Genomic DNA, 22,786 nt, shown 5'->3' with positions numbered 1-22,786 from the left:
CTCACTGGCCAGTGCGACGCTCCCTTTGTCCGGGCTCTACCGCGCTCGGAGACGACCAGGCGGACGAGCAGCTGGGTGCGACAAGGTTCCCGCTGGAAACGCCTCCAAAGTCTGGTCGTCGACACCGACCCCGGCGGCTGCAGACCCAGGTGATCGCCGCCCACCGGTGATCGTCCTCTTGTTGCCCGAAGGGACTCCCTGGAGCGCAGTGCCGTCCGCAGGCGTGGTCAGCAAGTGGTACCGATTGTCCAGAGTCACCTGGTTCACCATGACCACGTTCGCTCCTGAGAACCCCGGCAGCGCGCCGTGGTTGTACAGCCGCAACGCGGCGCCGCCGGCGACCGGTAGACGATCCCGGTCTCGGCCGAACCCGGCCAGGTCCCGTCGACCGGTACGGACCTCATGTGGTCCAAGGTGGCGAGCGAATCGTAGTTGACGTCGACGACGCGGCCGCCGTCAAATCCGGGGACCGCGCCCCAGTCGAACAGCCGCAGTGGCGCCCCGCCGGCGAACCGGTAGATCCCACTGCCCCGGCTTCCACAATGTTGATGTACGAACCATCGGCAGGCACTGGTGCCATGTGGTCCAGGTTCGCGAGCGACTGGAAGTTGACGTCGACGACGCGCCCACCGTCGAACCCGGGAATCGCTCCCCAGTTGAACAACCGGACCGGCGCGCCGCCGACGACCGGTAGATCCCGCTGCCGCCCGCTTCCACGATGTTGACGTATGCCCCGTCGGCCGGGTAGGCGGGTATCTGGTCGATCACCTGCTGGTGCACCATTGTTGTCACGGAGCCGCTGAACCTCGGCACCGCACCTTGGTTGTACAGCCGGATCGGCGCACCGCCGACCACGCGGTAGACGACACCCGTCTCGGTCGATCCGAGGACGGCACCTTCGACGAAGCCGGCGCCGGTCGACGCGATGTCACGCGCGTAGATGTAGTGAAATGCCGATACAGCGGTCCTCCGCTCGTTGTAGGTGCCGGTGTAGTCGTAGTTGTATTCCTCGATCGTCACGGTCCGTCGTCGTTCAGGCCTCGACCGAGGCGAGGTGCCCCGACGACTCCGCGATCACCCCGACCGCCGGGTTGCCGTTCACGGCGTAGACTCGTGCACTCCCGGTTGTAGTAGCCCCGCGAGTCGTACGCCGAGTCTTGGGCTGCGGTACGCCATGGCGACGGGTAGTCATCCGTCCAAGCCGATGCCGCCGGAGCGACTCCCAAACCCAAGAGAACGGCGATCACCAGCGCAACCAGCAGCCGCACTCGACCTACGACACCTTCCACCTTGCCACCAAGCCCAACGCGACCAGTCGCCCCGTTGTGGTGCCAACGCATGCTCGCCGTCACCGAGCTCCGCACCAACAACGGCGAACATTCGCGCCTGCTCTTTCCGCGAAGCGGACAACAGATCCTTCAACGGTCATGCCAGACCGTGAACTGCGTGGCCTGCTCCCCTTCCGCCATCCTCGCTCGAGGCGACTGACCGGCCCGCCGCCGCGCTCCTCTCGAAGCGCATGCGCCGATGAACGAACCGAGGTGCCGGCCCCACGCAGCCGGCACCCCGCCACGAGCGTCCGGACCTCCGACCTGCGGAGAACGAGCAGTTCCGCGGTACCGGGCCGGTCTATGCTCTGCCGGTGGCGATCGACTCCCCCGCGCTGAAGACCCGCCTGGCACGGCCCAGGGACTGGGTTCCACAGTGGTCCACGCCCGCCGCTCTGCGCGCGGTCCGCGCCACTCTCGTGGTGCCCGCACTGTTCGCGTTCAGCATCAAGGTGCTCGGCGACCTGCAGGTGGCCACGTTCGCCGCGTTCGGCGGGTTCGCCACGCTGGTCCTGGCATCGTTCGGCGGCGACCGGGCGGCCAAGCTGCGAGCCCACTTCGGGCTCGCCGTCACCGGCAGCGTTTTGCTGGTCGTCGGCACCGCCGCCAGTGCGTCGCTGCCGCTGGCGGCCGTAGTGACGCTGATCGTCACCTTCCTGGTGCTCTTCGGCGGCGTCGCGGGACCGAACGCGGCCTCGGGCGGCACCGCCGCCCTGCTCGCCTACGTTCTCCCGGCCGCCTCACCCGGCACGATGAGCATGGTGCCCGCCCGCCTCGGCGGATGGTGGCTGGCGTCGGTGGTGGGCACGGCCGCCGTCCTGCTGCTGTCCCCACGGTCCCCCGCCACGGCCCTTCGCGACGCGACGGCCCGCGCCGCCGGCACCATGGCCGGCTACCTCGACGCGGCCCTGCGCGGCGACCCCGGCGTGAGCACGGCGCGTGAGGCGGCCATCGAGGCCAAACACCGCCTGATCGACGAGTTCACCGCGACGCCTTACCGCCCCACCGGCCTGGCCACCGCCGACCAGGCCCTCAACAGCCTGGTCGGGTTGCTCGAGTGGTGCGGTTCGGTCATCGCCGACGCCCTGCACGAGTACCCGGACCTCAGCGGGGCGCCCGAGGTCGAGCGCAAACTCCTGGCCGACGCCGCCGCCGGCCTGCGAACGGTCGACCGGTTGCTCTCCGGTGAACCGGCCACGCCCGATCCGGAGGAACTCGAACGGAGCGTCCAGCGGAGCGTGGAATGGCTCCGCGACCTGAGCTCCGACGATCCCCGCTACGCCGACGCGGTGCACCTGTCCTTCCACGCCCGCACCACGGCCTTCGCCGTCGGCACCGCGATCGTGGAGGCACTCGCCGCGACACCCGGCCGGACGCGCGTTATCCGGCCCGGCGGCCTCTCTTTGGCCTCGTTGACGCGGGTAGCGTCCCCTCAGGCCAGCATCCGGTCCGTCTGGTTCGTCAACAGCCTCCGCGGTGCCGCGGCGTTGACCGCCGCGGTGGTCGTCGCCGGGGTGAGCGGCGTCGAGCACGGGTTCTGGGTGGTGCTCGGGACGTTGTCGGTCCTGCGCGGCAACGCGGCAGCGACCGGGTCGACTGCCCTGCGCGCCTTGGCGGGGACCGCACTGGGTGTCGTCATCGGCGCGCTGCTGTTGCTGGTCATCGGCACCAGCGCGCCCGCGCTGTGGATCGCCCTCCCGGTCGCGGTGCTGGTCGCCGCCTACGCACCGGGTGCCCTGCCCTTCACCGTCGGCCAGGCAGCCTTCACCTTGACGGTGTCGGTGCTGTTCAACCTGCTCGCCCCCGCCGGGTGGCAAATCGGGGTCGTACGGATCGAAGACGTCGCGATCGGCTGTGCGGTCAGCCTCGTGGTGGGCACGCTGTTCTGGCCCCGCGGCGCCGGAGCCGTGGTCGCCGACGACCTCGCCGACGCCTTCCGCACAGGTGGGGTGTACCTGGCCGCAGCCGCGAACTGGGCACTGGGCCTGCGCCGCGACCCGCCCGCTCCAGCCGCGGCGACCGCAGCCGGCGCCCGGCTCGACGACGCGCTCCGCGGATTCCTCAGCGAACAGGGCACCAAGCACGTGCCCAAGCCCGACTTGTGGCGGCTGGTCATGGGGACGCTCCGGGCCCGGCTGACCGCGCACTCCCTGGCCGGCCTGCCCAATCCCCACGTTGCCCCGGACCCGTTCCGCCGGATGCTCGGCGAACAGGCGGGCCAGCTCGCCGCCTGGTACGACCACCTGGCCTCCCGCCTGGACCGCACCGATCACGGCGACGTGCCCATGCTCGCCCCACCCGAGTTCGCCGACCCCCTCCAGACCCATGGTGCCTCGGTCCACGACCTCGCCTGCGCGCTCTGGGTTCACGAGCACATCAAGCACATCACGCCGCGGCTCGCCGAGCTCGTCGAGCCGGCAGGCGTGGTCGCGGCCCAACGCCACCGGCCCTGGTGGCGATAGCTCGCCACGACCGCGTCCTCGAGGATCGACGAGCACCCCGCATCGTCCACGATCCTCCTGCGCATCAGTAGCCAGCGTGTCATCGACCACCCTCGCACGCGGTCGCCACCACCGTGTCGCCCGCGTCCAGGGCCTGCCACGCGATCTCCAAGCCGAACCCTCGGGACATCCTGGTGATCAACCAGATCTTCATGCCCGCCCGGCCCTCCGACAAAGCCCCGCCGACGGGTCGCACGTGGCGCGGTTCGTTCGGGAAGTCCCCCCGGGCCTTCACCGCGCGGCGGATACGGGCGTGGACGCTCTCGAGCGCGTTGGTCGAGCGGATATCACGCGCCGGATCTCCGGGGCGAAGGCCAGGAACGGCACGAACTCCCCCACGCGTTGTCCCACAACCGCACGATCGCCGGATACCGGCGGCCTCCGTGGCCGCGGTGCAGACCGGCTTGAGTGCCTTGGCGATCGCGTCCCCATGCTGACGGCCGGCATAACGGAAGCTGTTGCGCAGCAAGTGCACGATGCAGGTCTGGGTGATCGTCCGCGACCAGACCGCGGTGATCGCGTCCGGCAGCCCGGCCAGCCCGTTACAGACGACCATCAGCACGTCGGCGACACCGCGGTCCTTCAGCTCGGTAAGTACGGTCAGCCAGTACTTGGCGCCCTCGCCGCCGTCCCCGGCCCACAACCGAGGATGTCGCGGCGGCCCTCACGGGTCACCGCCAACGCGACGTAGATCGGCCGGTTGGCCACCTGCCCATCACGGATCTTCACGTGGATCGCGTCCACCCCGCCCAGGCGTTTCTGCCGCTTGGCCACGATCTTCGGCTCGAAGCGCGGACTCCGGCAGCCGTTTGGTCAGCTGCGCCACCAGTTGCTCGTCCAGGCCGTCCAGCCCGGTCTCGGACTTTTCTCCACGCCGGACATCGGTGCGAACATCAGGCACAGTGCGGCGGTCAGGGTCAATGTGCGCTTCATTTGCCGGCAGGTTGCTCTCGTCATCGGGATGTGGGGACGGGCTGCTTGCCATGTTGTATTGGCTGGTGGAGTTGTTGTCCAGGTACTGGCCGTAGACTCACGCCATGGCCGAATCGACCACCGTGTCTGCCGGGCAGGTCGTGGTACTCGTCGACCGCTGGCCGGATCCGGTGCCGCCCGTCGAGTTGCCGGTCCGTCGCCCTCTGCGAACGATCAGCCGCGTCGTCGTGGTGACGCTCCTCGTCCTTGCCGCGGCCGTGGGCGTCGGGGCGATCGTCCTGCTGTGGACGGAGCCGTCCCCCGGCTGGTGGTTCTCTCTCCTGTTCACCCTCGTGTTCACGGCCCTCGTTGTCGTGCTGTGGATCGCGTATTTCGCCGCCGTCGCCCGGAGCGCCGAGCGCGTGCGCGCCCGCTCTCGCTGGGCGGAAGCGAACGGTCGAGTGGAATTGCTCGACGGTACCGTCTCCGCTCGCACGGTCTCGACCATCGAGGATGGCGGTGTCGACAGCTTCACGCTCATCGTCGACACCGCGAAGGGACCGATGTGCGCGACGTGGGAGCGCGCGACGTCGCGATCGCCGATGCTTTTCCAGGCTCAGGTGCCGGAGGCCGGCGCGCGTGCGCGGGTATGGCGGCTCCAGGACGCGGGCGGCGACGCACCGATCGTGATCGAGGTGTGCGATCCCTCGGTCGGAGAGCATCGGCGCTAGCCCGCTGTTGTGCAGTTCCTGATCAGGCAGTTCGTGTGGCGTGCGGTCTACCCGCCGCAGAACGGTGACGCTGTTCTGCGTCCAGGTGGAGGAAGTTCCGAAGACGAGGCATTTTTGGGCGTGGACCTGGGTATGTTCTGCGCGCGGGCCCGGTCGTTACCTCCCCCCCCTCGATGACCGGGCCCGCCTCCGTGACACGGGCTGGCCGTCGGGCGGTGGGAGTGGTGGAAAGCCGGGGAGCAGGGACGCCGTTCCGCGTGGCAGCGCGGCGCGGGCCCGATCATAACGATGATCAACACGTCGGCCGGCATGATCGCGCGAGGGCGGCCAGGAACCCGGCCCGGTGTCGGCTTGCCCGCCCACATGGAGCGCTGCACCAGTGCAGGCCGAGGGCGATGCCGGTCAGGTGCCGCACGCGCCCCGCTCGTCGGCGGCCAGGTGCGCCATGATCCGGCGCACCGAGTCCTCGGCCGACGAGGTGGCGGCGATGACCTGCTCGCCGGGTATGTCGAGGCGCCCGCTCGCCGCGTACCAGCCGCGCATGTCCGCAGGAGTGAATTCGCCGGCTTGGGGGCGGGTGGCGTGGCGGCGCACGGTCTCGGCGAAGGGCACGTCGAGGTAGAAGAAGCTGGTGCGGCCCTGGTGGTCGGTGGCGAGCTGGCGCAGCATCGGCCCGTACCGGGCTGCGGTGAGGATGCCTTCGAGGACGACGTGATAGCCGGCGTCGAGGCTGAATCGGCAGACCGTCGCGATCAGCGCGATGTTCAGCCCGCCGGGGACGTCGTGCTCGCGAAGGACAACGCGCCGTAGGACGTCCTGCTGGACCAGCGCGACGCCGCGGCCGAGGCGGGCGCGCACAGCGGTAGCGACCGTGGTCTTGCCGGCGCCGGACGGACCCCGGAGCACGACCAGCCGGGTGTGCAGTGAGCCAGTCAGTCCGCTGGGCAGCTCCTGCGACATCGCCGCCGTCGCCGGTCCAGCCGTGTCGTGCGCTGCCGCGCGAGCCCCGATCGATCCGGCATCAGCGGCCTCGAGGCGTGGTCCGTCGCTCCGCTCGGTCACGATGCCCGCTACTACCCGACGAGCAGGATGACAGTCGAGGGGACCACCTCGTCGTGTGCCTACGCGACGCACGGCATTCAGCACACGGCCGGAATCCACCCTGGCCGTTCACGCGCAGGCTTGGCGCCATTGCAGGGCGGCGCGCCAGGTCGCGATCAAGGCTTCGTCGTCGGCGAAGCTGGGCGATGCGCCGAGCGGTACCCAGGTCTGCTCCACCGGCAGCCGTCCTCCACGTGCACCACCTCGCCTTTCGGTTCGGCGGAGATGCTGACTTGGCTGGTGACCACCAGCCGCACTTGCCGTTCACCCACCACGCGCCCCCGCCTCGTAGTCGACAACTGGTGGGTGCCGGTGGTGGTCTGGTTCGGATGAATCCGACTGCCGCGGCGTCCTTGGGCGAATTCGGTGGGCTGAAGAGGGAGATCGACGGTCCGGATGTCTCGGCCGCACGTCAGCCGTTCGAACTCGACCCCGAACTGGGCTGTTCGCTGTTCCCAGTTGGCACATTCGACCCCGGGTGGTTTTTCCTCGGTATCTCGATAGGTGACACCGCGCTGGAGAACCTCATCCTGGGCGTGGCACCTCGAGCAGCCGCCGAAGGGGGTTTCCCCCATGACAATTGGGCCCCCATCAGAAATAACTAACGGCCGAAACCGGGGAACCGACCCGAACGGACTCAGCGGACGGCTTCGGGCACCGCACCCGTACGGTCGGGCAGGGCCTTCCCGAAACTCCGCGCCGCCAGTCCGAACAGCAGGCCACCGAGGATGAACCACGGGTTCCAGAGCGCCAGCGTCCAGAACTTCTGCGCGGAGCTGACCGCTCCCCCGATCTCCTGGGCGCCACTGAGGATCAGCAGCTCGATACCGATTCCCCGGACGAGCAGCAGGACCGCCACGGCCCAGCCGAGCAGCTTGAGGAGCCGCCACCTGCGCCCGCGCACCCCGCGCCGGCACAGCCCGAGCGCGATCAGCGCCCCGACCAGGCACAGGCCGCCGACCCCCCAGAGGCCGCCGGCCACGAACCAGCCCGGCCGCTCAGCGGCCAATTGGGTCCCCGCCGAGATGTCCAGACCCACCGCGCCGCCGAGCGCCCAAAAGAAATGCACACCCGCGAATATCACGGCCCAGCCCGCGGCGAGATACCCGGACCACACGAGGTTCGAACGCAATCTTCCCGTCACCTGGATAACCCTATCCCACCAGGCGTGACAATCCCGCGCGTCCGCGTCAGCGGTTCGGCGCGCAGCGCAGTGAACCAACTTTCAACCACTTATCGACTGAGTGACAGCGACTTGTTCCCGGCCGGGTTTGTTTCGCACCGTAATCGGGGCGCGCATTCCGCGGCCGCCGGGCACGAATACCGGCTCGGCCGATTCTGCAGTTGTCCGCACCGGGCACCCGCGTCCGCCGGCTCACAAACGTGACTCGGACGGGAAGCCCCTTGGAGAAACCGAGCACGCCCTCGGAAGATGCGTTTTTCGTGCCTGCACCCGATGATCCCGCGTTCGCACGCGCAGCAGCGACTGTGGTTCCCCAACCGGCTGGAAGGTCCGAACGCCACCTACAACATGCCGGCGGTGCTGCGGCTGACCGGTGCGCTCGACCGGACCGCGCTGACCGCGGCGCCCCAGGACCTGCTGGACCGGCACGAACTGCTCCGGACCCTCTTCGTGGACCAGGACGATGTGCCGTACCAGCGCATCCTCGGCACCGGCGACGCGCGGCTGACGGTGCCGGTCACGGAGATCGCCGCGGCCGACCTGGCCGGCGTGATCCACCGGCCGGCCGCCCGTCCGTTCGACCTCGACACCAAGGTCCCGATCCGGGCGGAGCTGTTCGCGCTCTCCGAGCGCGACCACGTGCCGGCCACGGTGATCCACCACATCGCCGGTGACGGCCGGTCGATGACACCGCTCGCGCGAGACATCCGGCACCCCCGCCTGCCTACCCGCACACGAACGCCGACGACGGCAGATCCCACGCCAACGCCCGCGCTGCGACGCCATCAACCGCCGCGAACAAGGCATCCGCCACGAGGACGATCGGGCCCCGCCGCCGTGGTCGGTCACCGGGCGTCGGCAAAACGACCGCTTAGTCTGTGACCGGCGTCTCAGGCCGAGCGCCGAGCATCCGCAGCACGAGTTCGCCGTACTCCTTGCCGAGCGCGGTCGGCGTCTGGCGCGCGCGTTCGGAGTACCAGCGGGCGACGTCGACGCCCAGCGAAAGCACCGCGCGGGCCGAAACGTGCGGGTCGGAGACGGTGAACACGCCGTCCGCGACGCCGTCCGCGATGACCTTGCGGACGATCCGCTCGATGCGCCGCCGCAGCTCGGCGACCACCTCGAACTCCTGCTCCGGCAGGGCCTGCAGCTCGTACTGGACGACCCGCGCCACGGTGTGCCGCCGCGCGTGCCAGGCCACGAAGTCCTCGACGATGAGCCGGATCCGCTCGACGGGGTCGGACTCCTTGGCGACGACGTTCTCGACGAGGGCGAGGGTCTGCTCGTGGCCGTACCGGCTGATCGCGAACAGCAGCGCGGCCTTCGAGGGGAAGTGCACGTAGAGCGCGGCGGGACTCATCCCGGCGGCCCCGGCGATGTCCCGCGTGGTGGTGGCGTGGTACCCCCGCTTGGCGAAGGCCTCGACACCGGCGAGCATCAGCCGCCGAGCGGTCTCCGGCTGAACGTCCGGCCACAGTTCGGCCGACAGCGACATCGTCATCCGGTGATCCTCCCAGATAGCACCGCCCGCGGTGGCCGGCTCCGACCGTGCCCATTGTAAGCGGGCGCTTTGCTGGCGTAGTGCGAGAGCTTTGCCGTGTTCGCGTCGTCATGGGCGGGCAAGCCGGTCCTGCTGGGCTTGGGTGCTGGGCCTCGCCTTCCTGGCCGCCTGCACGACGATCTTCCCCGTGGTGATCGTGCGGACAGAGCTCACCGGCGCTCAGCTCGCGGCGCTTTCGCCGGCCGACTACGTGAAGGCCGTCAACGACGCGCGGCTGGCGCTGCTGCAGGGCATCGCCGGCGCGGTGCTGCTCCTGGGCGCCTACGGCACGTGGCGCCAGCTGCGGCACACCGTCGAAGACAGCCGCGAGCAGCGGGAGATCGAGCGGCAGGGCCAGCTCACCGAGCGGTTCGGGCGTTCGGTCGAGCTCCTCGGGAACGAGAACTCGTCGGCCCGGCTGGGCGGCATCCACGCGCTCGACCGGATCGCCTCGGAATCGGCGCGCGATCGCGAGGCCATCGTCCACATCCTCGCCGCCTACGTGCGGGTGCGGTCGCCGTGGCCACCCCCGGACGGCTCCGGCCACCCTGCCGACCAGCCGATCGACGCGACACCACCCTTGCGGGTCCGGGCCATGGACGTCCAGGCCGCGCTCACCGTCCTGGGCCGGTGGGGCCCGGGCGAAGACGCCGACGCGTCCTGGCCCACCGCCGACCTGAGCCACGCCGACCTGCGGCTGGGCAACCTCGAGAACGCCCGGCTGTGGCGGGTCCGGCTCCACGGCAGCAACCTCGCCCAGGCCAACCTCCGTGGCGCCGACCTTCGCGGCGCCGACCTGGAGGAAACCGTGCTCGAGGACGCCGACTTGGCGGGTGCCCTCGCCGACGAGACCACCTGGTGGCCCGGACCCGGCTCTCACTGAGCGGCCGCGGCATAACGCCGTGACAGACGCGCGAAGGCGTCCTTCAACTCCGGTGGCCCCACGACCTCGACGTCCGCGTCGAAGCGCCCGATCGACGCCGCCAGGCCGACCCACGACCACGCGCCCAGCACCAGGCGGCAGCGGTCCGGGCCCAGCTCCTCCACCACGCCGTCGCGGGCGTACGTCGACACCACGCCCGCCGGGAGGTCCAGGATCACCTCGCCGCGGCATTCGTCCTTGCCCGAAAAGCGGTCCGCCACGAACGCCGCCACGTCGCCGCCGGGCAGCTCCCGGGGCGCGAACCGCGGGCCGGTCGGGATGCGCGGGGTCATCCGGTCCACGCGGAACGTGCGCCAGTCCGCGCGGTCGAGGTCCCACGCCACCAGGTACCAGCGGCCGCCGCGGGTCACCAGGTGGTGGGGCTCGGCCCGGCGCGGGACGCCGGCCGGGGCGTAGCCGAACCGCAGGACTTCGCGGGCTTGGACCGCCGCGCTGAGCGTCGCCAGCACCGACGGGTCCACCGGCGGCCCCGCGGGCGAAACGGCCGTGACGTGCAGTGCGTCCACGCGGTGGCGCAGCCGGGCCGGCATCACCTGCCGGACCGTGGTCAACGCCCGCGCGGCGGCTTCCTCGATGCCCGCGCCGGTCGCCGTCCGCAGGGCCACGGCCAGCGCGACCGCCTGCTCGTCGTCGAACAGCAGCGGCGGCAGCTCGGTGCCCGCGCCGAGCCGGTAGCCGCCGTCGGGGCCCTTGGTCGTCGCGATCGGGTAGCCGAGTTCCCGCAGGCGGTCGACGTCGCGGCGGACCGTGCGCGCGCTGACCTCGAGGCGCTCGGCCAGCAGCGGCCCCGGCCAGTCGCGCCGCGCCTGAAGGAGCGAGAGCAGGGCCAGCAGGCGCGCGGAAGTTTTCGGCATCCCCCGATCTTGCCCGAAGTAGCGGACACTCCCTGTCCGCTACTGCTGCCATGCTGGTCGCATGACCCACGAAACCGAACGCGACGACCTCATCGCCGAGCTCGCGGCGGCCCGCGCCGCCCTCGTCGGCACCACCAACGGCCTCACCGACGAGCAGGCCTGCGCGCGGCCGACCGTGAGCGCGCTGTGCCTCGGCGGGCTCGTCAAGCACGTCGCATCCATGGAAGAGAACTGGCTGCGCTTCGCCGTCGAAGGCCCGTCGGCCATGCGGTACGACCTGCCCGACGGTGTGACCTGGGCGGACATGGCGGCCGGGACCGCCCGCGAGTACCCGCAGTGGGCCGTCGACCACCAGAACGAGTTCGCCATGCAGCCCGGTGAGACCCTCGCAAGCGTGCTCGCGCGCTACGAAGACGTCGCGAAGCGCAGCGAGGACGTCGTCCGCACCCTGCCCGACCTGTCCGCGGCGCACCCGCTGCCGGACGCGCCGTGGAACCGCCCCGGCACGGTCTGGACCGCGCGGCGCGCCATCATCCACGTCATCGCCGAGACCGCCCAGCACGCCGGCCACGCGGACCTCCTGCGCGAGACGCTCGACGGCCGGAAGGCGACGTGACGGTTCTCGGCACGCGGGCGCTCAACCGCGCCACGCTCGCCCGGCAGCTGCTGCTCGACCGCGCCGAGCTGCCCGTGCACGACGCCGTCGCGCACCTGGGCGGGCTGCAGGCGCAGGAGCCGCAGGAGCCGTTCACGGGGCTGTGGTCGCGGCTGCGCGCGTTCGACCCGGCGGAGCTGTCCGGCCTGCTCACCGGGCGGCGGGTGGTGCGGACCCACCTGATGCGCCGGACCGTCCACCTGCTCACCGCCGAGGACGTCCTGGCGTGGCGGGCGCGCTTCGACGGCATGCTGCGCCAGCGCGTCCTCGGCACCTACCGCCGCGAACTCGACGGCGTGGACCTCGACGATCTCGCGGCGGCGGGCCGGGCGGTGCTGGCCGACGGCGAGCCGCGGTCGATGGGCGACCTTGCGCGCGCGGTCGCGGACCGGTGGCCGGCCGCCGGGCCGCGACCGCTCGGCGAGATGCTGGTCGCCGCGCTGATCCCGGTCGCGCAGCTGCCGCCGCGCGGGCTGTGGCGCGCCAAGGGCGGGGTCCGGAACCTGCCGCTCGCGTCGTGGCTGGGCCGCGACGTCGACCCGCCGGACGCGGCCGACGGGGTCGGGCAGGCGCTGGTGAAGCGCTACCTGGCCGCGTTCGGCCCGGCGGCGACCGCCGACCTGCGGATGTGGAGCGGCCTGGCCGGGCTCCCGACGGCGGTGAAGGCCGTCCGCGACGAGCTGGTGGTCTTCCGCGACGAGCGCGGCCGCGAGCTCCTCGACCTGCCGGACGCCCCGCGCCCCGACGCGGGCACCCCGGCCCCGGTGCGGTTCCTGCCCGCGTTCGACAACGCGATCCTCGGCTACGACGACCGCGGCCGGATCATCGACGACGCCCACCGCGGGCTGTCGGTGGCCGGCGAACGCGTGGTCCTGGTCGACGGCCGCGTCTCGGCGACCTGGACGACCGACGACGGCACGGTGACCGTGCGGCCGTTGCGGCGCCTGACCCGGCCCGAACGCGCCGCGGTGACGGCTGAAGGAGGCGAGCTGGCGGCGTTCCTCTCCGACGGCGAAAGCGAGCGCGTCCGCGTCGAACCGGGCTAGCCGACAGCCCGGGCGAAGCGCTCGGCCACCGTCCGCAGCCGCTCGACCAGGCCCGGCGGTGCCTCCTCCACCACGAAGTCGAACCCCCACTGCGCGAGGTAGTACGGCACCGTGTCCAGGGTGTTCGCACCGGTCCGCACGCGGCAGCTGTGCTCGTCGATCGCCTCGACGGCCCCGGAAGTCGGCGGGATGCGCCGGGCGAGCACCTCGGCCGGCGCCGCCACGCGCAGCACGAACCGGTGGGGGTAGGGCGCCGTCGAGATCTGGCGGGAGACGTACGCCGCCAGGTCCTCGGCCGGCGGTTCGCGCGGGGTGAACCGGAAGCTCGGCGCCGGGACGCCGGTGATCCGGTCGACGCGGAACGTGCGCCAGCCGGCACGGTCGAGGTCGTAGGCGACGAGGTACCAGCGCCGTCCCGTGTGGACCAGCCGCAGCGGCTCGACCGAGCGCTCGGTCTCCGCGCCGGAGCGGTCGCCGTAGCCGAAGCGCAGGCGCTCGTGGTCGCGGCAGGCCGCCGCGATCACGGTCAGCACCGACGCGTCGACCGTCGGGCCGCCGCCCGGGAGCGACATCGTGGCCGCGTGCAGCGCGCCGACCCGCGGCCGCAGCCGGGCCGGCAGCACCTGCTCGAGCTTCGCCAGCGCGCGCACCGACGTCTCCTCGATGCCGCTGACCGTGCCGCTCGCCGCCGTGCGCAGGCCGACCGCGACGGCGACGGCCTCGTCGTCGTCCAGCAGCAACGGCGGGAGCGCGGCGCCCGCGCCGAGCCGGTACCCGCCGGCCACGCCGGGCGTCGCGTGCACCGGGTAGCCCAGGGAGCGCAGCCGTTCGACGTCGCGGCGGATCGTGCGGACGTCGACCTCGAGCCGCGCCGCCAGGTCGGCGCCCGGCCAGTCGCGCCGGGCCTGCAGCAGCGAAAGCAGCCTGAGCAGGCGTTCCGATGTCCCGTACATGGCACGCAGTGTGCCAGACATCGCGGACAGTTCCGGTCCTCGATCCACCTGGGAGGTGGCCGGCCACTTGCCACGGACCACGTCCGGCGGAAAGAGTGGCGCATGCCGATCGACCCGGACACCCTGCTCGCCGTCGCCCGCGAAGAAGCCGAACTGGGCAAGGCCGAGGGCGGCGTGCCGATCGGGGCCGCCCTGTTCGACACCGCGGGCACCCTGCTGGGCCGCGGGCACAACCGGCGGGTGCAGGACGACGACCCCTCGATGCACGCGGAGACCTCGGCTTTCCGCGCTGCCGGGCGCCGCCCGCACTACCGCGACACGATCATGGTCACGACGCTTTCACCGTGCTGGTACTGCTCCGGTCTCGTCCGTCAGTTCGGGATCGGGCACGTAATCATCGGCGAAGCGGAGACGTTCCACGGCGGGCACGACTGGCTCGCCGGGCTCGGCGTGGAGATCACCCTGCTCGACGACCCCGCCTGCACCGCGCTGATGACGGAGTTCATCGCCGCGCGCCCGGACCTGTGGTTCGAAGACATCGGGGTGGAGAAGTCCGAATAGGACAGGAGCCGGTATGCCGTCAACCGTTCCCCTCGTGGACCTCTCGCCGTGGTTCGCGGGCACGTCCGAGGGCCGGGCCGAGGTGGCGACGCGGATCGACGCGGCGCTGCGGGAGTCCGGATTCCTGCTCGTCACCGGGCACGGCGTCCCGGACGAGCTGCGCCGCGGGACCCGCGAGCTGGCGCGGGAGTTCTTCGCGCTGCCCGAGGACGTCAAGCAGCGCTACGCCGTCACCGTCGGCGGCCGCGGCTGGCTGCCGCCGGGCGTCGAGGCCAACGGCTACGCCGAAGGCACCGAGACCCCGCCGGACCTCAAGGAGTCGTACTCCGCGGGCGCGGATTCCGGCGTGGGCGTCGCCGAAATCGACGGGTTCTGGTTCCAGCCCAACGTCTGGCCGGACGAAGTGCCGGGCCTCGCCGAGACGGCCACGGAGTACATGCGCCGGATGCGCGCGCTCTCGGACCACCTGCTGGAGATCTTCGCCGCCGCGCTCGGCCTGGCGGAGAGCCACTTCACGCGGCACACCGCGCACCCGACGTACACGTTCAACATCAACTGGTACCCACCGATGTCCCACGTCGGGACGCCGGAACCGGAGCAGTTCCGGATCGGCCCGCACACCGACTTCGGCACGGTGACCGTGCTCGACCGCCAGGCCGGCGTCGGCGGGCTGCAGATCCACACGGCCGACGGCGAGTGGGAGGACGCGCCGTTCCACCCGGACGCGTTCACGGTGAACATCGGCGACCTGATGGCCCGCTGGACGGGTGACCGCTGGCGGTCGACGCGCCACCGCGTCCTCCCGCCCGCGGCCACCGCCCCGGACGAGGACCTGGTGTCGCTGATCTTCTTCTACGAAACCGACCACGACGCGCGGATCACGTCACTGGCCCCGCCCCTGGGCAGGACGACGTACCCGGAAGTGATCGCTTCGGACTACCTCCGCGAGAAGCTGGACGCGATCACGGTCACTCACTGACAGATCTTTTTCGCGATCGCGGCCGGAATTTCGTCGCACACTTCCGCGGTGCCCCCGCGGGCCGCGACCCACTTTCCGTTCCGGTAGGCGAAGAGAATGTGGCCGCCGTCGATTTCGTTGGTGAAATGCGTGTACGCCCAGGATTCGGCGCAGTTGATGCCCTGCAGCCCCTTGCGGTCGATGAGCAGCGCTTCGGCCATACCTTTGTTCGCCTTGAGCGCGGCTTCCAGCGTGGCCTTGGTCGCCGAGGCGCACGCGCTCACCTTGGCCGGCGCGGGCTTCGCCGCCTGCGCGGACGTGGTGACCTGCGCGGGAACGGCGGTCGGCGCGGTCGGCGTGCTGGTCGCGGTCGTCGGCGCCGCCGGTGTGGTGGTCGCGGTCGTCGGCGCCGGCGTGGCGACCGGCGAATCCGGCTGGGCGGTGCACGCCGACAGAATCACGCCCGCCACCACAATGGCACCGGCCCCGACGGCACGACGGAATACCCGCATCGTTCCCCCTGAATTCCCCCGGGCGGCCCCTCGCCGCCTTCCTGCCGTTCAAGACGCCCGGCGGTATTCCCGGTTGCACGCCGTGCCTAACGGAAGGATCACGGCCCCGGCTCGGCGCAGATCGTCCGGTTGCGGCCCGCCGCCTTCGCGCGCAGCAGGGCCGCTTCCGCCGCCAGCAGGGCCTCCGCGAGGAGGCCGTCCGGGCAGCCCGCCACGCCGATCGACACCGTGACGCCGACGAAGTGCGGCCCGTCGCCCGACGCCTTGAGCGCCACCAGCGTCGCCGCGACCCGCAGCCGGATGCGCTCCGCGATCGCCATCGCGTCGAAGGGGCCCGTGCCGGCCAGCAGCACCGCGAACTCCTCGCCTCCGGAGCGGCCCACGAGGTCGGCGGCCCGGACCTCGTCGCGCAGGGTGTCGGCGACCGCGCGCAGGACGGCGTCGCCGATGCGGGCGCCGTAGCGGTCGTTGAGCTGGCGGAAGTGGTCGAGATCGAGCAGCAGCACGGCCTGGCCGGGGCCGTGGCGGCCGAGCCGGGTCAGCTCGGCTTCGGCGGCTCCCCGCCACGACGCGGCGGTCAGCACCCCGGTGCCGGGGTCGAGGGTCACGTGGTCGCGGCGGCCGTGACCCTGCCCGCCGCGGTGCAGCACGACAGTGGCGCCGGCCAGCAGCGGGACGAGCAGCGGCGCGGCTCCGACGGCCCAGGCGAGCGGCAGGGCGGACGTCGTCATCGCGGCGTCGAAGGCGTGGCCCGGCAGGGCTTCGCGGAGGCGGCGGGGACCGTCGGCGGCGGTCACGAGCGCGGCGTTCACGGCCAGGAAGACCACGCCGGCGACGGCCAGCAGGCCGACGGTGCGGGCGTCGAGGACCTCGCCGAGCGGCCGGACGCCGGTCGTGGTGAGGAACGCCCCGGCGGCGAGCCCGGCCAGCGCCGTGGCCGCGGCGCCGAACACCTGCCGGTACACGGGTCTTCTGCGGACCCGGAACCACTGGTGCAGCGCGGAGAGCACGACCAGTGCGACGGCGAGGCCCGGCCGGAGCACGAGCACCCCGGCGAAGATCCACGGCGTGTCGACGCCGGGGCCGAGGAGCGTGTCCTCGCGGTGCCGCTCCACGCCGCGGGTGAGCTCGGCCGACACCAGCAGCCCGCCGAGCAGCAGCGCGAACGGCGTCAGCATCGCGGCGAACGGCGGGTACCGGACGGCGGCCAGCGCGGTGGCGGCCACGGCGAGGACGTCGACCGCGACGAGGTAGCAGACCTGGGCCCGGCGCGGCAACCGCCACAGGGCCCACCGCTGCAGGACGACGGCGGGCAGGAACCGGCCCGGGCGGCGTCCCCCGCCGGCGGCGACCGTGGAATCCCCCACCATTTCGGCAAAGTAGCCGGAATGCGGGGCGGTGTCACTCCGCCTTCAGGGGAATCTCACACCGCCGACGCACCGGAGCCGTGCGCGCACGGTAAGTCATTTTTCCGACCGAAGAAGGGTTGACACGCCACATTGGTCTAGTCCACTGTGTGGTGGCACACAGCGCTCCTCCCGGGATGATCCCGCCGCCTCAAACCGGAGGTGCTCCAACCTGCTCCTTGGAGGACCCCATGCTGCACCGCTTGCCGCCGATCCGACCGCAGTCACGGCCGAACGACCTTGGCGGGAAGGTCGCCCGCCGCTCGCGGGGTGGCCTGCTTCCGGCCGGATCGGCGACCCCCGTGCGCCGGCTGGTCACCCTCGCCCTCGCGGCCGGAGCCGCGATGGCGACGGCGGTCGGCTTCGCCCCGCAGGCCATGGCCGCGGTCGACCCCGTGCTCGCTTCCCCGTACCTGTACCAGTGGGCCGGGCAGACCAATCCGACCGCGGCGATGTCCGCGACCGGCGTGAAAGCGTTTACCCTCGCGTTCGTCCTGTCCGACGGCACCTGCAACCCGAAGTGGGACGGCAGCCGGTCGCTGACCGGCTCGGACAAGACGATGATCCAGAACATCCGCAACGCGGGCGGGGACGTCGTCCCGTCGTTCGGCGGCTGGTCCGGCACGAAGCTGGGCTCGAAGTGCACGTCGGCCTCGGCGCTGGCGGGCGCGTACCAGAAGGTGATCGACGCCTACGGCCTCAAGGCGATCGACCTCGACATCGAGAACACCGACGAGTTCCAGAACAACACCGTGCAGGACCGCATCCTCAACGCGGTCAAGCTGACCAAGCAGAAGAACCCGAACCTGAAGGTCGTCATCACCATCGGCACCACGACGACCGGCCCCGACTCGTGGGGCAAGCGGCTGATCAACCAGGCCAAGGCGATCGGCGCGCCGGTCGACGTCTGGTCGGTCATGCCGTTCGACTTCTCCAGCGGCGGCGACATGGCCGCCATGACGAAGTCCGCGGTCGACGGGCTGAAGAACCAGCTCAAGACCACGTTCGGCTGGAGCGACGACACCGCCTACCGGCACAGCGGCCTCTCCTCGATGAACGGCAAGACCGACAACGCGGGCGAGACCGTCACGGTCGCGAACTTCACCTCCATCCGCGGCTACGCGACGAGCCACCACCTGGCCCGCTTCACGTTCTGGGCCACCAACCGCGACTGCAGCGGCGGCGGCGAGTGCAGTGGGATCTCGCAGGACAAGTACGCGTTCACCAAGATCGTCGCCGGGTACACCGGCTGACACCAGACCCGTAGTGGGGCTGTCGGAGGCCCTCTCACCGGCATCGGGGCCGGTGAGGGGGCCTTCGCGGGTACCGGTGACCGGAACCCGTGCCGGTGAGCGGGAACCCGGACGTCACACCGGCGCAATCTCCGTCGCCTACCGTCTTCCCATGGCGAACCCCACCTACGGCGGCAAGGTGGTCGCGGTCGAGCCGGGCGGGGTCGAACCCGTCGCCGACGCCGACCGGCACGGCACCCCGCGGCAGCTGGCCTGGACCTGGGCCTCCCCCAACCTCGAGTTCGCCACGGTCTTCGTCGGCGTCCTCGCCGTCACCGCCTTCGGGCTCTCGTTCTGGCAAGCCGCGCTCGCCGCCGTCCTCGGGAACGGGCTCGGCGCGCTCGCGCACGGCGCCCTCTCCGCCCGCGGCCCGCGCTACGGCGTGCCGCAGATGGTGCTCGGGCGGGCCGCCTTCGGCTACCGGGGGAACCTGCTGCCCGCCGCGCTGATGTCGGTGATGGCCGGGGTCGGCTGGTTCGCCGTCAACAGCGTCAGCGGTGCCTTCGCGCTCGCCAGCCTCACCGGGCTGCCGACCGTCGCCTGCCTCGTGCTCGTCGTCGCGCTGCAGATCGTCATCGCCTTCTTCGGGCACAACCTCGTGCAGGCCTACGAAAAGTACGTCTTCGCCGTCCTGGCCGTCGTGTTCGGCGCCGCGAGCGTCGTCGTCTTCGCGAAGGCCGGGCCGACGGCCAACACCGGCAGCACCGGCGGGTTCCTGCTCGCCGTCGGCACCGCGTTCGGCTACACCGCGGGCTGGAACCCGTACGCCGCCGACTACACGCGCTACCTCCCGAAAACCGCGTCAAGACGCGCGATCGGCCTCTACGCGGGCAGTGGCCTGTTCCTTTCGACGACCGTCCTGATGCTCGCCGGCGCCGCCTCGACGACCCTCGGCGGCCCGGCCGACGACAACCCCGCGACGGCGTTCACCGGCCACCTGCCCGGGTTCCTCGCCGCCGCGACGCTGCTGGCCATCGCGCTGGGCGCGGTCGCCGCGAACGTCCTCAACGTCTACTCCGGCGCGCTCGCCTTCCTCGCGCTCGGCGTCCGGCTGCCGCTGGCCTGGCGCCGCGCCGTCGTCGCGCTGGCGTTCGGCGCGGTCGGGTTCGTGCTCGCCTGGCTCGGGCTGGCCGACGCCGGCCACGCCTACGAGAACTTCCTGCTGGTCATCGCGTACTGGATCGGCCCGTGGCTGGGTGTCCTGCTGGCCGACCACCACCTGCGCCGCGGCACGGAGTTCGGCGAGCTGCTGGCCGACCGGCGGCACCGCAACGTCGCCGGGTTCACCGCGTTCGCCGTCGCGCTCGTGGTGTCGGTCGGGCTGTTCGCGAACCAGGCGCTCTACACCGCGCCGATCCCGAAGGCCGTGCCCGCCACCGGCGACCTGACGTTCGCCGCCGGGTTCGTCCTCGCGGCCGGGATCTACCTGCTGCTGCGTCAGCGCACCGGTGTGCCGTCGCGACGGCAGCCGGCGGGGTAGCAGCGGTACGGGGACGTCGGGAGCGTGATCGTGATCGTCGGGGACGGCGGCAGGTTCACCGTCACCGTCGGCGTGGGCGTGGGCGTCGGGGTCTCGCGCGCGTGCATGACCACCGGGGACGGCGTCGTCGTCCGGGTCGGCGCGGCGATCGCGGTGGACGTCGGCACGCCGGTCGCCGGCTGCAGCTGCGGGAACTGCGTCGTACCCGGGACGGGGTCCTGCCGGGTCGCCAAGGCGAGTACGAGCCCGCCGAGCACCACGAGAACCGCCGAGGCCAACGCGATCCGGCCCGCGGCACCGCCGCGCGCCTCGGCTTCCGGACCTCGCCGGGCCGCCGCCTCGGCCGACCGCGAGCCGGGCCGCCGCGGCCGCAGGCCGGCCTGCCGCAGCAGTTCGTCGACCGCGACCCGGTCCCGGCGCCTGCGCGCGCTGCGCGTCATGAACCACCCCTTCGCTGACCGGGTGGATATTAGGAAGCGGCGCCGAAATTGTAAACGCGCTGATCGCAGCGGTCTCGTTACCGTTTCGAGACAACCGGATCGGCCTCCCGGCCGTAGTCGTCAACGAGCGGCGAACCGCCGCAGGAGACCGCCCACGCGGCGGGTCACCGGGGTGAACTCCGGGAGCTTCGCCAGGGCCAGCACCCCGAACGGGACGGCCATCCCGAGCAAGGTCTGGACCGGCAGTTTCACCCAGGCGGCGGGGATCGCGCCGAGGGAGCCGGGCACGGCGTAGCCGGCGAGCACCGCGGCCCCGACGCCGAGCGCGCTCGCGGAGAGCGTGATCAGCCCGACCCGCAGGGACCGCTTGCTCCGCAGGTGCCCCAGCCGGACCCACAGCCAGACCTGCCCGAGCACGGCGCCGACGACGAACCCGGCGCCGTTCACGAGCATCACGCCGTAGACGATGTGCTCGCCGTCGAGCAGGCCGCGGCACAGGAACAGCAGCGGGATCTTCACGGCGGTCATCACGAGCATGATCAGGGTGGGCGTGCGCGCGTCCTTCATCGCGTAGAACACGCGCAGCTGCAACATGACGAGCGCGAAGGGCAGCAGGCCGACGGCGGAGACCGCGAGGGTCTGGCCGAGCCGCTCCGCGTCGTCGAGGGTGCCGCGGCCCCAGGTGAAGATCGCGATGCCGACCGGCGTGCCGACGACGGCCAGCACCGCCGAAATCGGCACGAAGAGCACGGTCGAGATGCGGGAGGCCAGGGAGAGGTCGCCGACGAGCGCGACGGTGTCGCCGTCCGCGGCCGCGCGGCTCATCCGCGGCATGAGCGCCGTCAGCAGGGAGACGCCGAGGATGCCGTACGGCAGCTGGAAGAGCAGCGACGCGTAGCTGTAGGCGGTCACGCCGCCGCTGGTCCCGCCGGTCAGCACCCGGGTCGTCACGACGAACCCGACGTGGCTCACCACGACGTAGCCGAGGATCCACGCGGCGAGCCCGCCGAACTCCTTGATGCGCGGGTCGAAGCCCCAGCGCCAGCGGAAGCGGAACCCGGTGCGCAGCAACGCCGGGATCAGCACGACCGCCTGCACGACGATGCCGAGCGTGGTGCCGAGGCCGAGCACGAGCAGCTTCGGGTCGCTCATCCGGACCGGGTCGAGCGTCAGCTCCCCCGGCATCAGCGCGAACACGACGAGCGTGGCGGTGACGACGACGTTGTTCAGCACCGGCGCCCAGGCCGGCGGGCCGAAGACGTTCTGGGCGTTGAGGATCGCCGAGAGCAGCGCGAAGAGGCCGTAGAACAGGATCTGCGGCAGCAGCAGGTAGGCCAGCGCGGTGGTGAGGGCGGGGTTGGCGGTCGGAGAGGACTTGTCGACGTAGAGCGCGGTGAACAGCGGCGCGATCGCGACCGCGACGGCCGTCCCGACCGTGAGCAGCACGAGCCCCATGGTGATCAGGCGCTGCGTGTAGGCACGCCCGCCGTCCGGGTCGTCCTGGGAGCGGACGAGCAGCGGCACGACGACGCTGGCGAGCACGCCGCCGAAGAGCAGTTCGAAGACGATGTTGGGCAGCGTGTTCGCGACGGTGAAGGAGTCGTTGACGACCCTGGTCCCGACCACCGCGGCCAGCAGCAGCTTCGCGACGAACCCGGTGATCCGGCTGACGGTCGAGGCGACGGCCATCCGGCCGCTCGAACGGGCCAGCGACGAGCCGGCGCCTTCCCCGCGGCCGGCGGTGACGGGCGAGGCGGGCGGCCGGGCGACGATCTGGGTGGCGAACTCGTCGTAGGGCCGCCGGGAAAGGTCCAGGTCACGGGTCGGCCAGTGCGGGCCGCGCAGTTCCTTCGGGAGGAAGACCGTCGCCTCGTTGTCCACCGGTGGTGGGGGTTCCGCCATGGCTCAAGCCTGCCAGGTCGGGCGAGCCATGGGAATTCGAACACCTGTTCGACGTCACGACAGTGCGTGACGTCGGATGCGGCCGATCAGGCGGCGGCGGTGATCTCCAGCGCGGCACGGCCGGCCTCGGTCAGCTCGGCCGGGACGCGGCCGGTGGTGCCTTCGACCGCGGGCCGCAGGTAGCCGCCGTGGGCCAGCGCGTGGGCCGTGATCTGATCGCAACAGGCGAATCCGTCGATGAAGAGGTCGGGCTCGCAGCTGCACGACATCTGCGCGCGGCCTGCTGCCACCGCCTTCAGCATCGCCATCGCGCGGTGGGTGAGCTCGACTCCTGAACCGGACACCGGACTGCCTTCCTCTGAGATCCGCTACTAATAGTCATTCGCCCATTGGGCCGATTGTGTTACTTACAGCACTATGACGCTTTGACCACGGGTGAGGTTCCGCGGCACGCCGAAGACGCGCCGAACGGTGTGCGGGCTGCGCCG

24 protein-coding genes are annotated in these 22,786 nt (G+C 71.7%); 10 read left to right on the top strand and 14 right to left on the bottom strand.

Annotated features, from left to right (window positions below; genetic code table 11):
• Positions 1-456: 456 nt before the first annotated feature.
• Entirely contained in the window at positions 457-1,020 is a 564-nt protein-coding gene (locus ACWEN0_RS21075; RefSeq protein ID WP_451975786.1) for a hypothetical protein, read from the bottom strand.
• 622 nt (positions 1,021-1,642) lie between these two features.
• Between ACWEN0_RS21075 and ACWEN0_RS21070 the strand changes: the two genes are divergently transcribed.
• The gene (locus ACWEN0_RS21070) at positions 1,643-3,790 is read left to right on the top strand and encodes an FUSC family protein (protein ID WP_451975783.1); all 2,148 of its coding nucleotides are present in this window, start codon (positions 1,643-1,645) and stop codon (positions 3,788-3,790) included.
• Between the two features lie 79 nt (positions 3,791-3,869).
• On the opposite strand, the gene ACWEN0_RS21065 is transcribed toward ACWEN0_RS21070, so the two are convergent.
• From ACWEN0_RS21065 to ACWEN0_RS21055, 3 genes are read right to left on the bottom strand one after another with little or no spacing between them, the layout of a single operon-like run.
• Entirely contained in the window at positions 3,870-4,472 is a 603-nt protein-coding gene (locus tag ACWEN0_RS21065) for a transposase (RefSeq protein ID WP_451975780.1), read from the bottom strand.
• Complete coding sequence (locus tag ACWEN0_RS21060; protein ID WP_451976187.1) at positions 4,430-4,537, bottom strand: hypothetical protein; 108 nt, start codon at positions 4,535-4,537, stop codon at positions 4,430-4,432. Before ACWEN0_RS21060 ends, ACWEN0_RS21065 begins: the two co-directional genes overlap by 43 nt.
• Before the next feature lie 7 nt (positions 4,538-4,544).
• The gene (locus ACWEN0_RS21055) at positions 4,545-4,814 is read right to left on the bottom strand and encodes a hypothetical protein (protein WP_451976190.1); all 270 of its coding nucleotides are present in this window, start codon (positions 4,812-4,814) and stop codon (positions 4,545-4,547) included.
• Between the two features lie 52 nt (positions 4,815-4,866).
• Between ACWEN0_RS21055 and ACWEN0_RS21050 the strand changes: the two genes are divergently transcribed.
• Entirely contained in the window at positions 4,867-5,472 is a 606-nt protein-coding gene (locus ACWEN0_RS21050) for a hypothetical protein (RefSeq protein ID WP_451975777.1), read from the top strand.
• A gap of 402 nt (positions 5,473-5,874) precedes the next feature.
• Here the strand turns inward: ACWEN0_RS21050 and ACWEN0_RS21045 are convergent, their stop codons facing one another.
• Positions 5,875-6,432 carry a kinase gene (locus ACWEN0_RS21045; RefSeq protein WP_451975774.1) on the bottom strand — a complete coding sequence of 186 codons (558 nt, stop codon included), beginning with the start codon at positions 6,430-6,432 and terminating at the stop codon, positions 5,875-5,877.
• Between the two features lie 778 nt (positions 6,433-7,210).
• Complete coding sequence (locus ACWEN0_RS21040) at positions 7,211-7,657, bottom strand: DUF3995 domain-containing protein (protein WP_451976184.1); 447 nt, start codon at positions 7,655-7,657, stop codon at positions 7,211-7,213.
• Between the two features lie 348 nt (positions 7,658-8,005).
• On the opposite strand from ACWEN0_RS21040, the gene ACWEN0_RS21035 reads away from it, so the two are divergent.
• Entirely contained in the window at positions 8,006-8,638 is a 633-nt protein-coding gene (locus tag ACWEN0_RS21035) for a condensation domain-containing protein (protein ID WP_451975771.1), read from the top strand.
• On the opposite strand, the gene ACWEN0_RS21030 is transcribed toward ACWEN0_RS21035, so the two are convergent.
• Complete coding sequence (locus ACWEN0_RS21030) at positions 8,628-9,257, bottom strand: TetR/AcrR family transcriptional regulator (RefSeq protein ID WP_451975768.1); 630 nt, start codon at positions 9,255-9,257, stop codon at positions 8,628-8,630. The genes ACWEN0_RS21035 and ACWEN0_RS21030 overlap by 11 nt on opposite strands.
• 142 nt (positions 9,258-9,399) lie before the next feature.
• On the opposite strand from ACWEN0_RS21030, the gene ACWEN0_RS21025 reads away from it, so the two are divergent.
• Entirely contained in the window at positions 9,400-10,179 is a 780-nt protein-coding gene (locus ACWEN0_RS21025; RefSeq protein WP_451975765.1) for a pentapeptide repeat-containing protein, read from the top strand.
• Here the strand turns inward: ACWEN0_RS21025 and ACWEN0_RS21020 are convergent.
• On the bottom strand, positions 10,173-11,093 hold the full coding sequence (locus tag ACWEN0_RS21020; RefSeq protein ID WP_451975762.1) for a helix-turn-helix transcriptional regulator: 921 nt from the start codon (positions 11,091-11,093) through the stop codon (positions 10,173-10,175). The genes ACWEN0_RS21025 and ACWEN0_RS21020 overlap by 7 nt on opposite strands.
• A 61-nt stretch (positions 11,094-11,154) precedes the next feature.
• On the opposite strand from ACWEN0_RS21020, the gene ACWEN0_RS21015 reads away from it, so the two are divergent.
• On the top strand, positions 11,155-11,709 hold the full coding sequence (locus ACWEN0_RS21015; RefSeq protein WP_451975759.1) for a DinB family protein: 555 nt from the start codon (positions 11,155-11,157) through the stop codon (positions 11,707-11,709).
• Positions 11,706-12,794, top strand: coding sequence for a winged helix DNA-binding domain-containing protein (locus ACWEN0_RS21010; protein WP_451975756.1), 1,089 nt, complete (start codon positions 11,706-11,708; stop codon positions 12,792-12,794). Before ACWEN0_RS21015 ends, ACWEN0_RS21010 begins: the two co-directional genes overlap by 4 nt.
• Here ACWEN0_RS21010 and ACWEN0_RS21005 read toward each other — a convergent pair.
• Positions 12,791-13,747, bottom strand: a complete 957-nt coding sequence (locus ACWEN0_RS21005; protein WP_451975754.1) for a helix-turn-helix transcriptional regulator — start codon at positions 13,745-13,747, stop codon at positions 12,791-12,793. The genes ACWEN0_RS21010 and ACWEN0_RS21005 overlap by 4 nt on opposite strands.
• Positions 13,748-13,849: 102 nt before the next feature.
• Here ACWEN0_RS21005 and ACWEN0_RS21000 point away from each other — a divergent pair, with 102 nt between their 5' ends.
• On the top strand, positions 13,850-14,308 hold the full coding sequence (locus ACWEN0_RS21000; protein WP_451975751.1) for a nucleoside deaminase: 459 nt from the start codon (positions 13,850-13,852) through the stop codon (positions 14,306-14,308).
• Between the two features lie 13 nt (positions 14,309-14,321).
• Positions 14,322-15,287 carry an isopenicillin N synthase family dioxygenase gene (locus ACWEN0_RS20995; protein WP_451975749.1) on the top strand — a complete coding sequence of 322 codons (966 nt, stop codon included), beginning with the start codon at positions 14,322-14,324 and terminating at the stop codon, positions 15,285-15,287.
• Here ACWEN0_RS20995 and ACWEN0_RS20990 read toward each other — a convergent pair.
• Together ACWEN0_RS20990 and ACWEN0_RS20985 are read right to left on the bottom strand one after the other, a co-directional pair.
• Positions 15,281-15,739 carry a hypothetical protein gene (locus ACWEN0_RS20990; protein WP_451975746.1) on the bottom strand — a complete coding sequence of 153 codons (459 nt, stop codon included), beginning with the start codon at positions 15,737-15,739 and terminating at the stop codon, positions 15,281-15,283. The two genes, ACWEN0_RS20995 and ACWEN0_RS20990, sit on opposite strands and share 7 nt — an antisense overlap.
• A gap of 137 nt (positions 15,740-15,876) precedes the next feature.
• Positions 15,877-17,148: a diguanylate cyclase gene (locus tag ACWEN0_RS20985; RefSeq protein WP_451975743.1), complete on the bottom strand. Its 1,272-nt coding sequence runs from the start codon at positions 17,146-17,148 to the stop codon at positions 15,877-15,879.
• A gap of 338 nt (positions 17,149-17,486) precedes the next feature.
• Here ACWEN0_RS20985 and ACWEN0_RS20980 point away from each other — a divergent pair, with 338 nt between their 5' ends.
• Both ACWEN0_RS20980 and ACWEN0_RS20975 read left to right on the top strand, forming a co-directional pair.
• A complete protein-coding gene (locus tag ACWEN0_RS20980) occupies positions 17,487-18,437 on the top strand; it encodes a chitinase (RefSeq protein WP_451976181.1) in 951 nt (316 codons plus the stop codon).
• Between the two features lie 151 nt (positions 18,438-18,588).
• Complete coding sequence (locus ACWEN0_RS20975; RefSeq protein WP_451975740.1) at positions 18,589-19,956, top strand: purine-cytosine permease family protein; 1,368 nt, start codon at positions 18,589-18,591, stop codon at positions 19,954-19,956.
• On the opposite strand, the gene ACWEN0_RS20970 is transcribed toward ACWEN0_RS20975, so the two are convergent.
• The 3 genes from ACWEN0_RS20970 to ACWEN0_RS20960 form a co-directional block, all read right to left on the bottom strand.
• Positions 19,914-20,396 carry a hypothetical protein gene (locus ACWEN0_RS20970; RefSeq protein WP_451975737.1) on the bottom strand — a complete coding sequence of 161 codons (483 nt, stop codon included), beginning with the start codon at positions 20,394-20,396 and terminating at the stop codon, positions 19,914-19,916. The genes ACWEN0_RS20975 and ACWEN0_RS20970 overlap by 43 nt on opposite strands.
• Before the next feature lie 120 nt (positions 20,397-20,516).
• Positions 20,517-22,298: a murein biosynthesis integral membrane protein MurJ gene (murJ, locus tag ACWEN0_RS20965; RefSeq protein WP_451975734.1), complete on the bottom strand. Its 1,782-nt coding sequence runs from the start codon at positions 22,296-22,298 to the stop codon at positions 20,517-20,519.
• 86 nt (positions 22,299-22,384) lie between these two features.
• Complete coding sequence (locus ACWEN0_RS20960) at positions 22,385-22,642, bottom strand: hypothetical protein (RefSeq protein WP_451975731.1); 258 nt, start codon at positions 22,640-22,642, stop codon at positions 22,385-22,387.
• Positions 22,643-22,786: the final 144 nt, after the last annotated feature.

The organism is Amycolatopsis sp. NPDC004378 (genome assembly GCF_053602455.1).
This window is presented reverse-complemented; position numbering and strand designations above follow the sequence as displayed.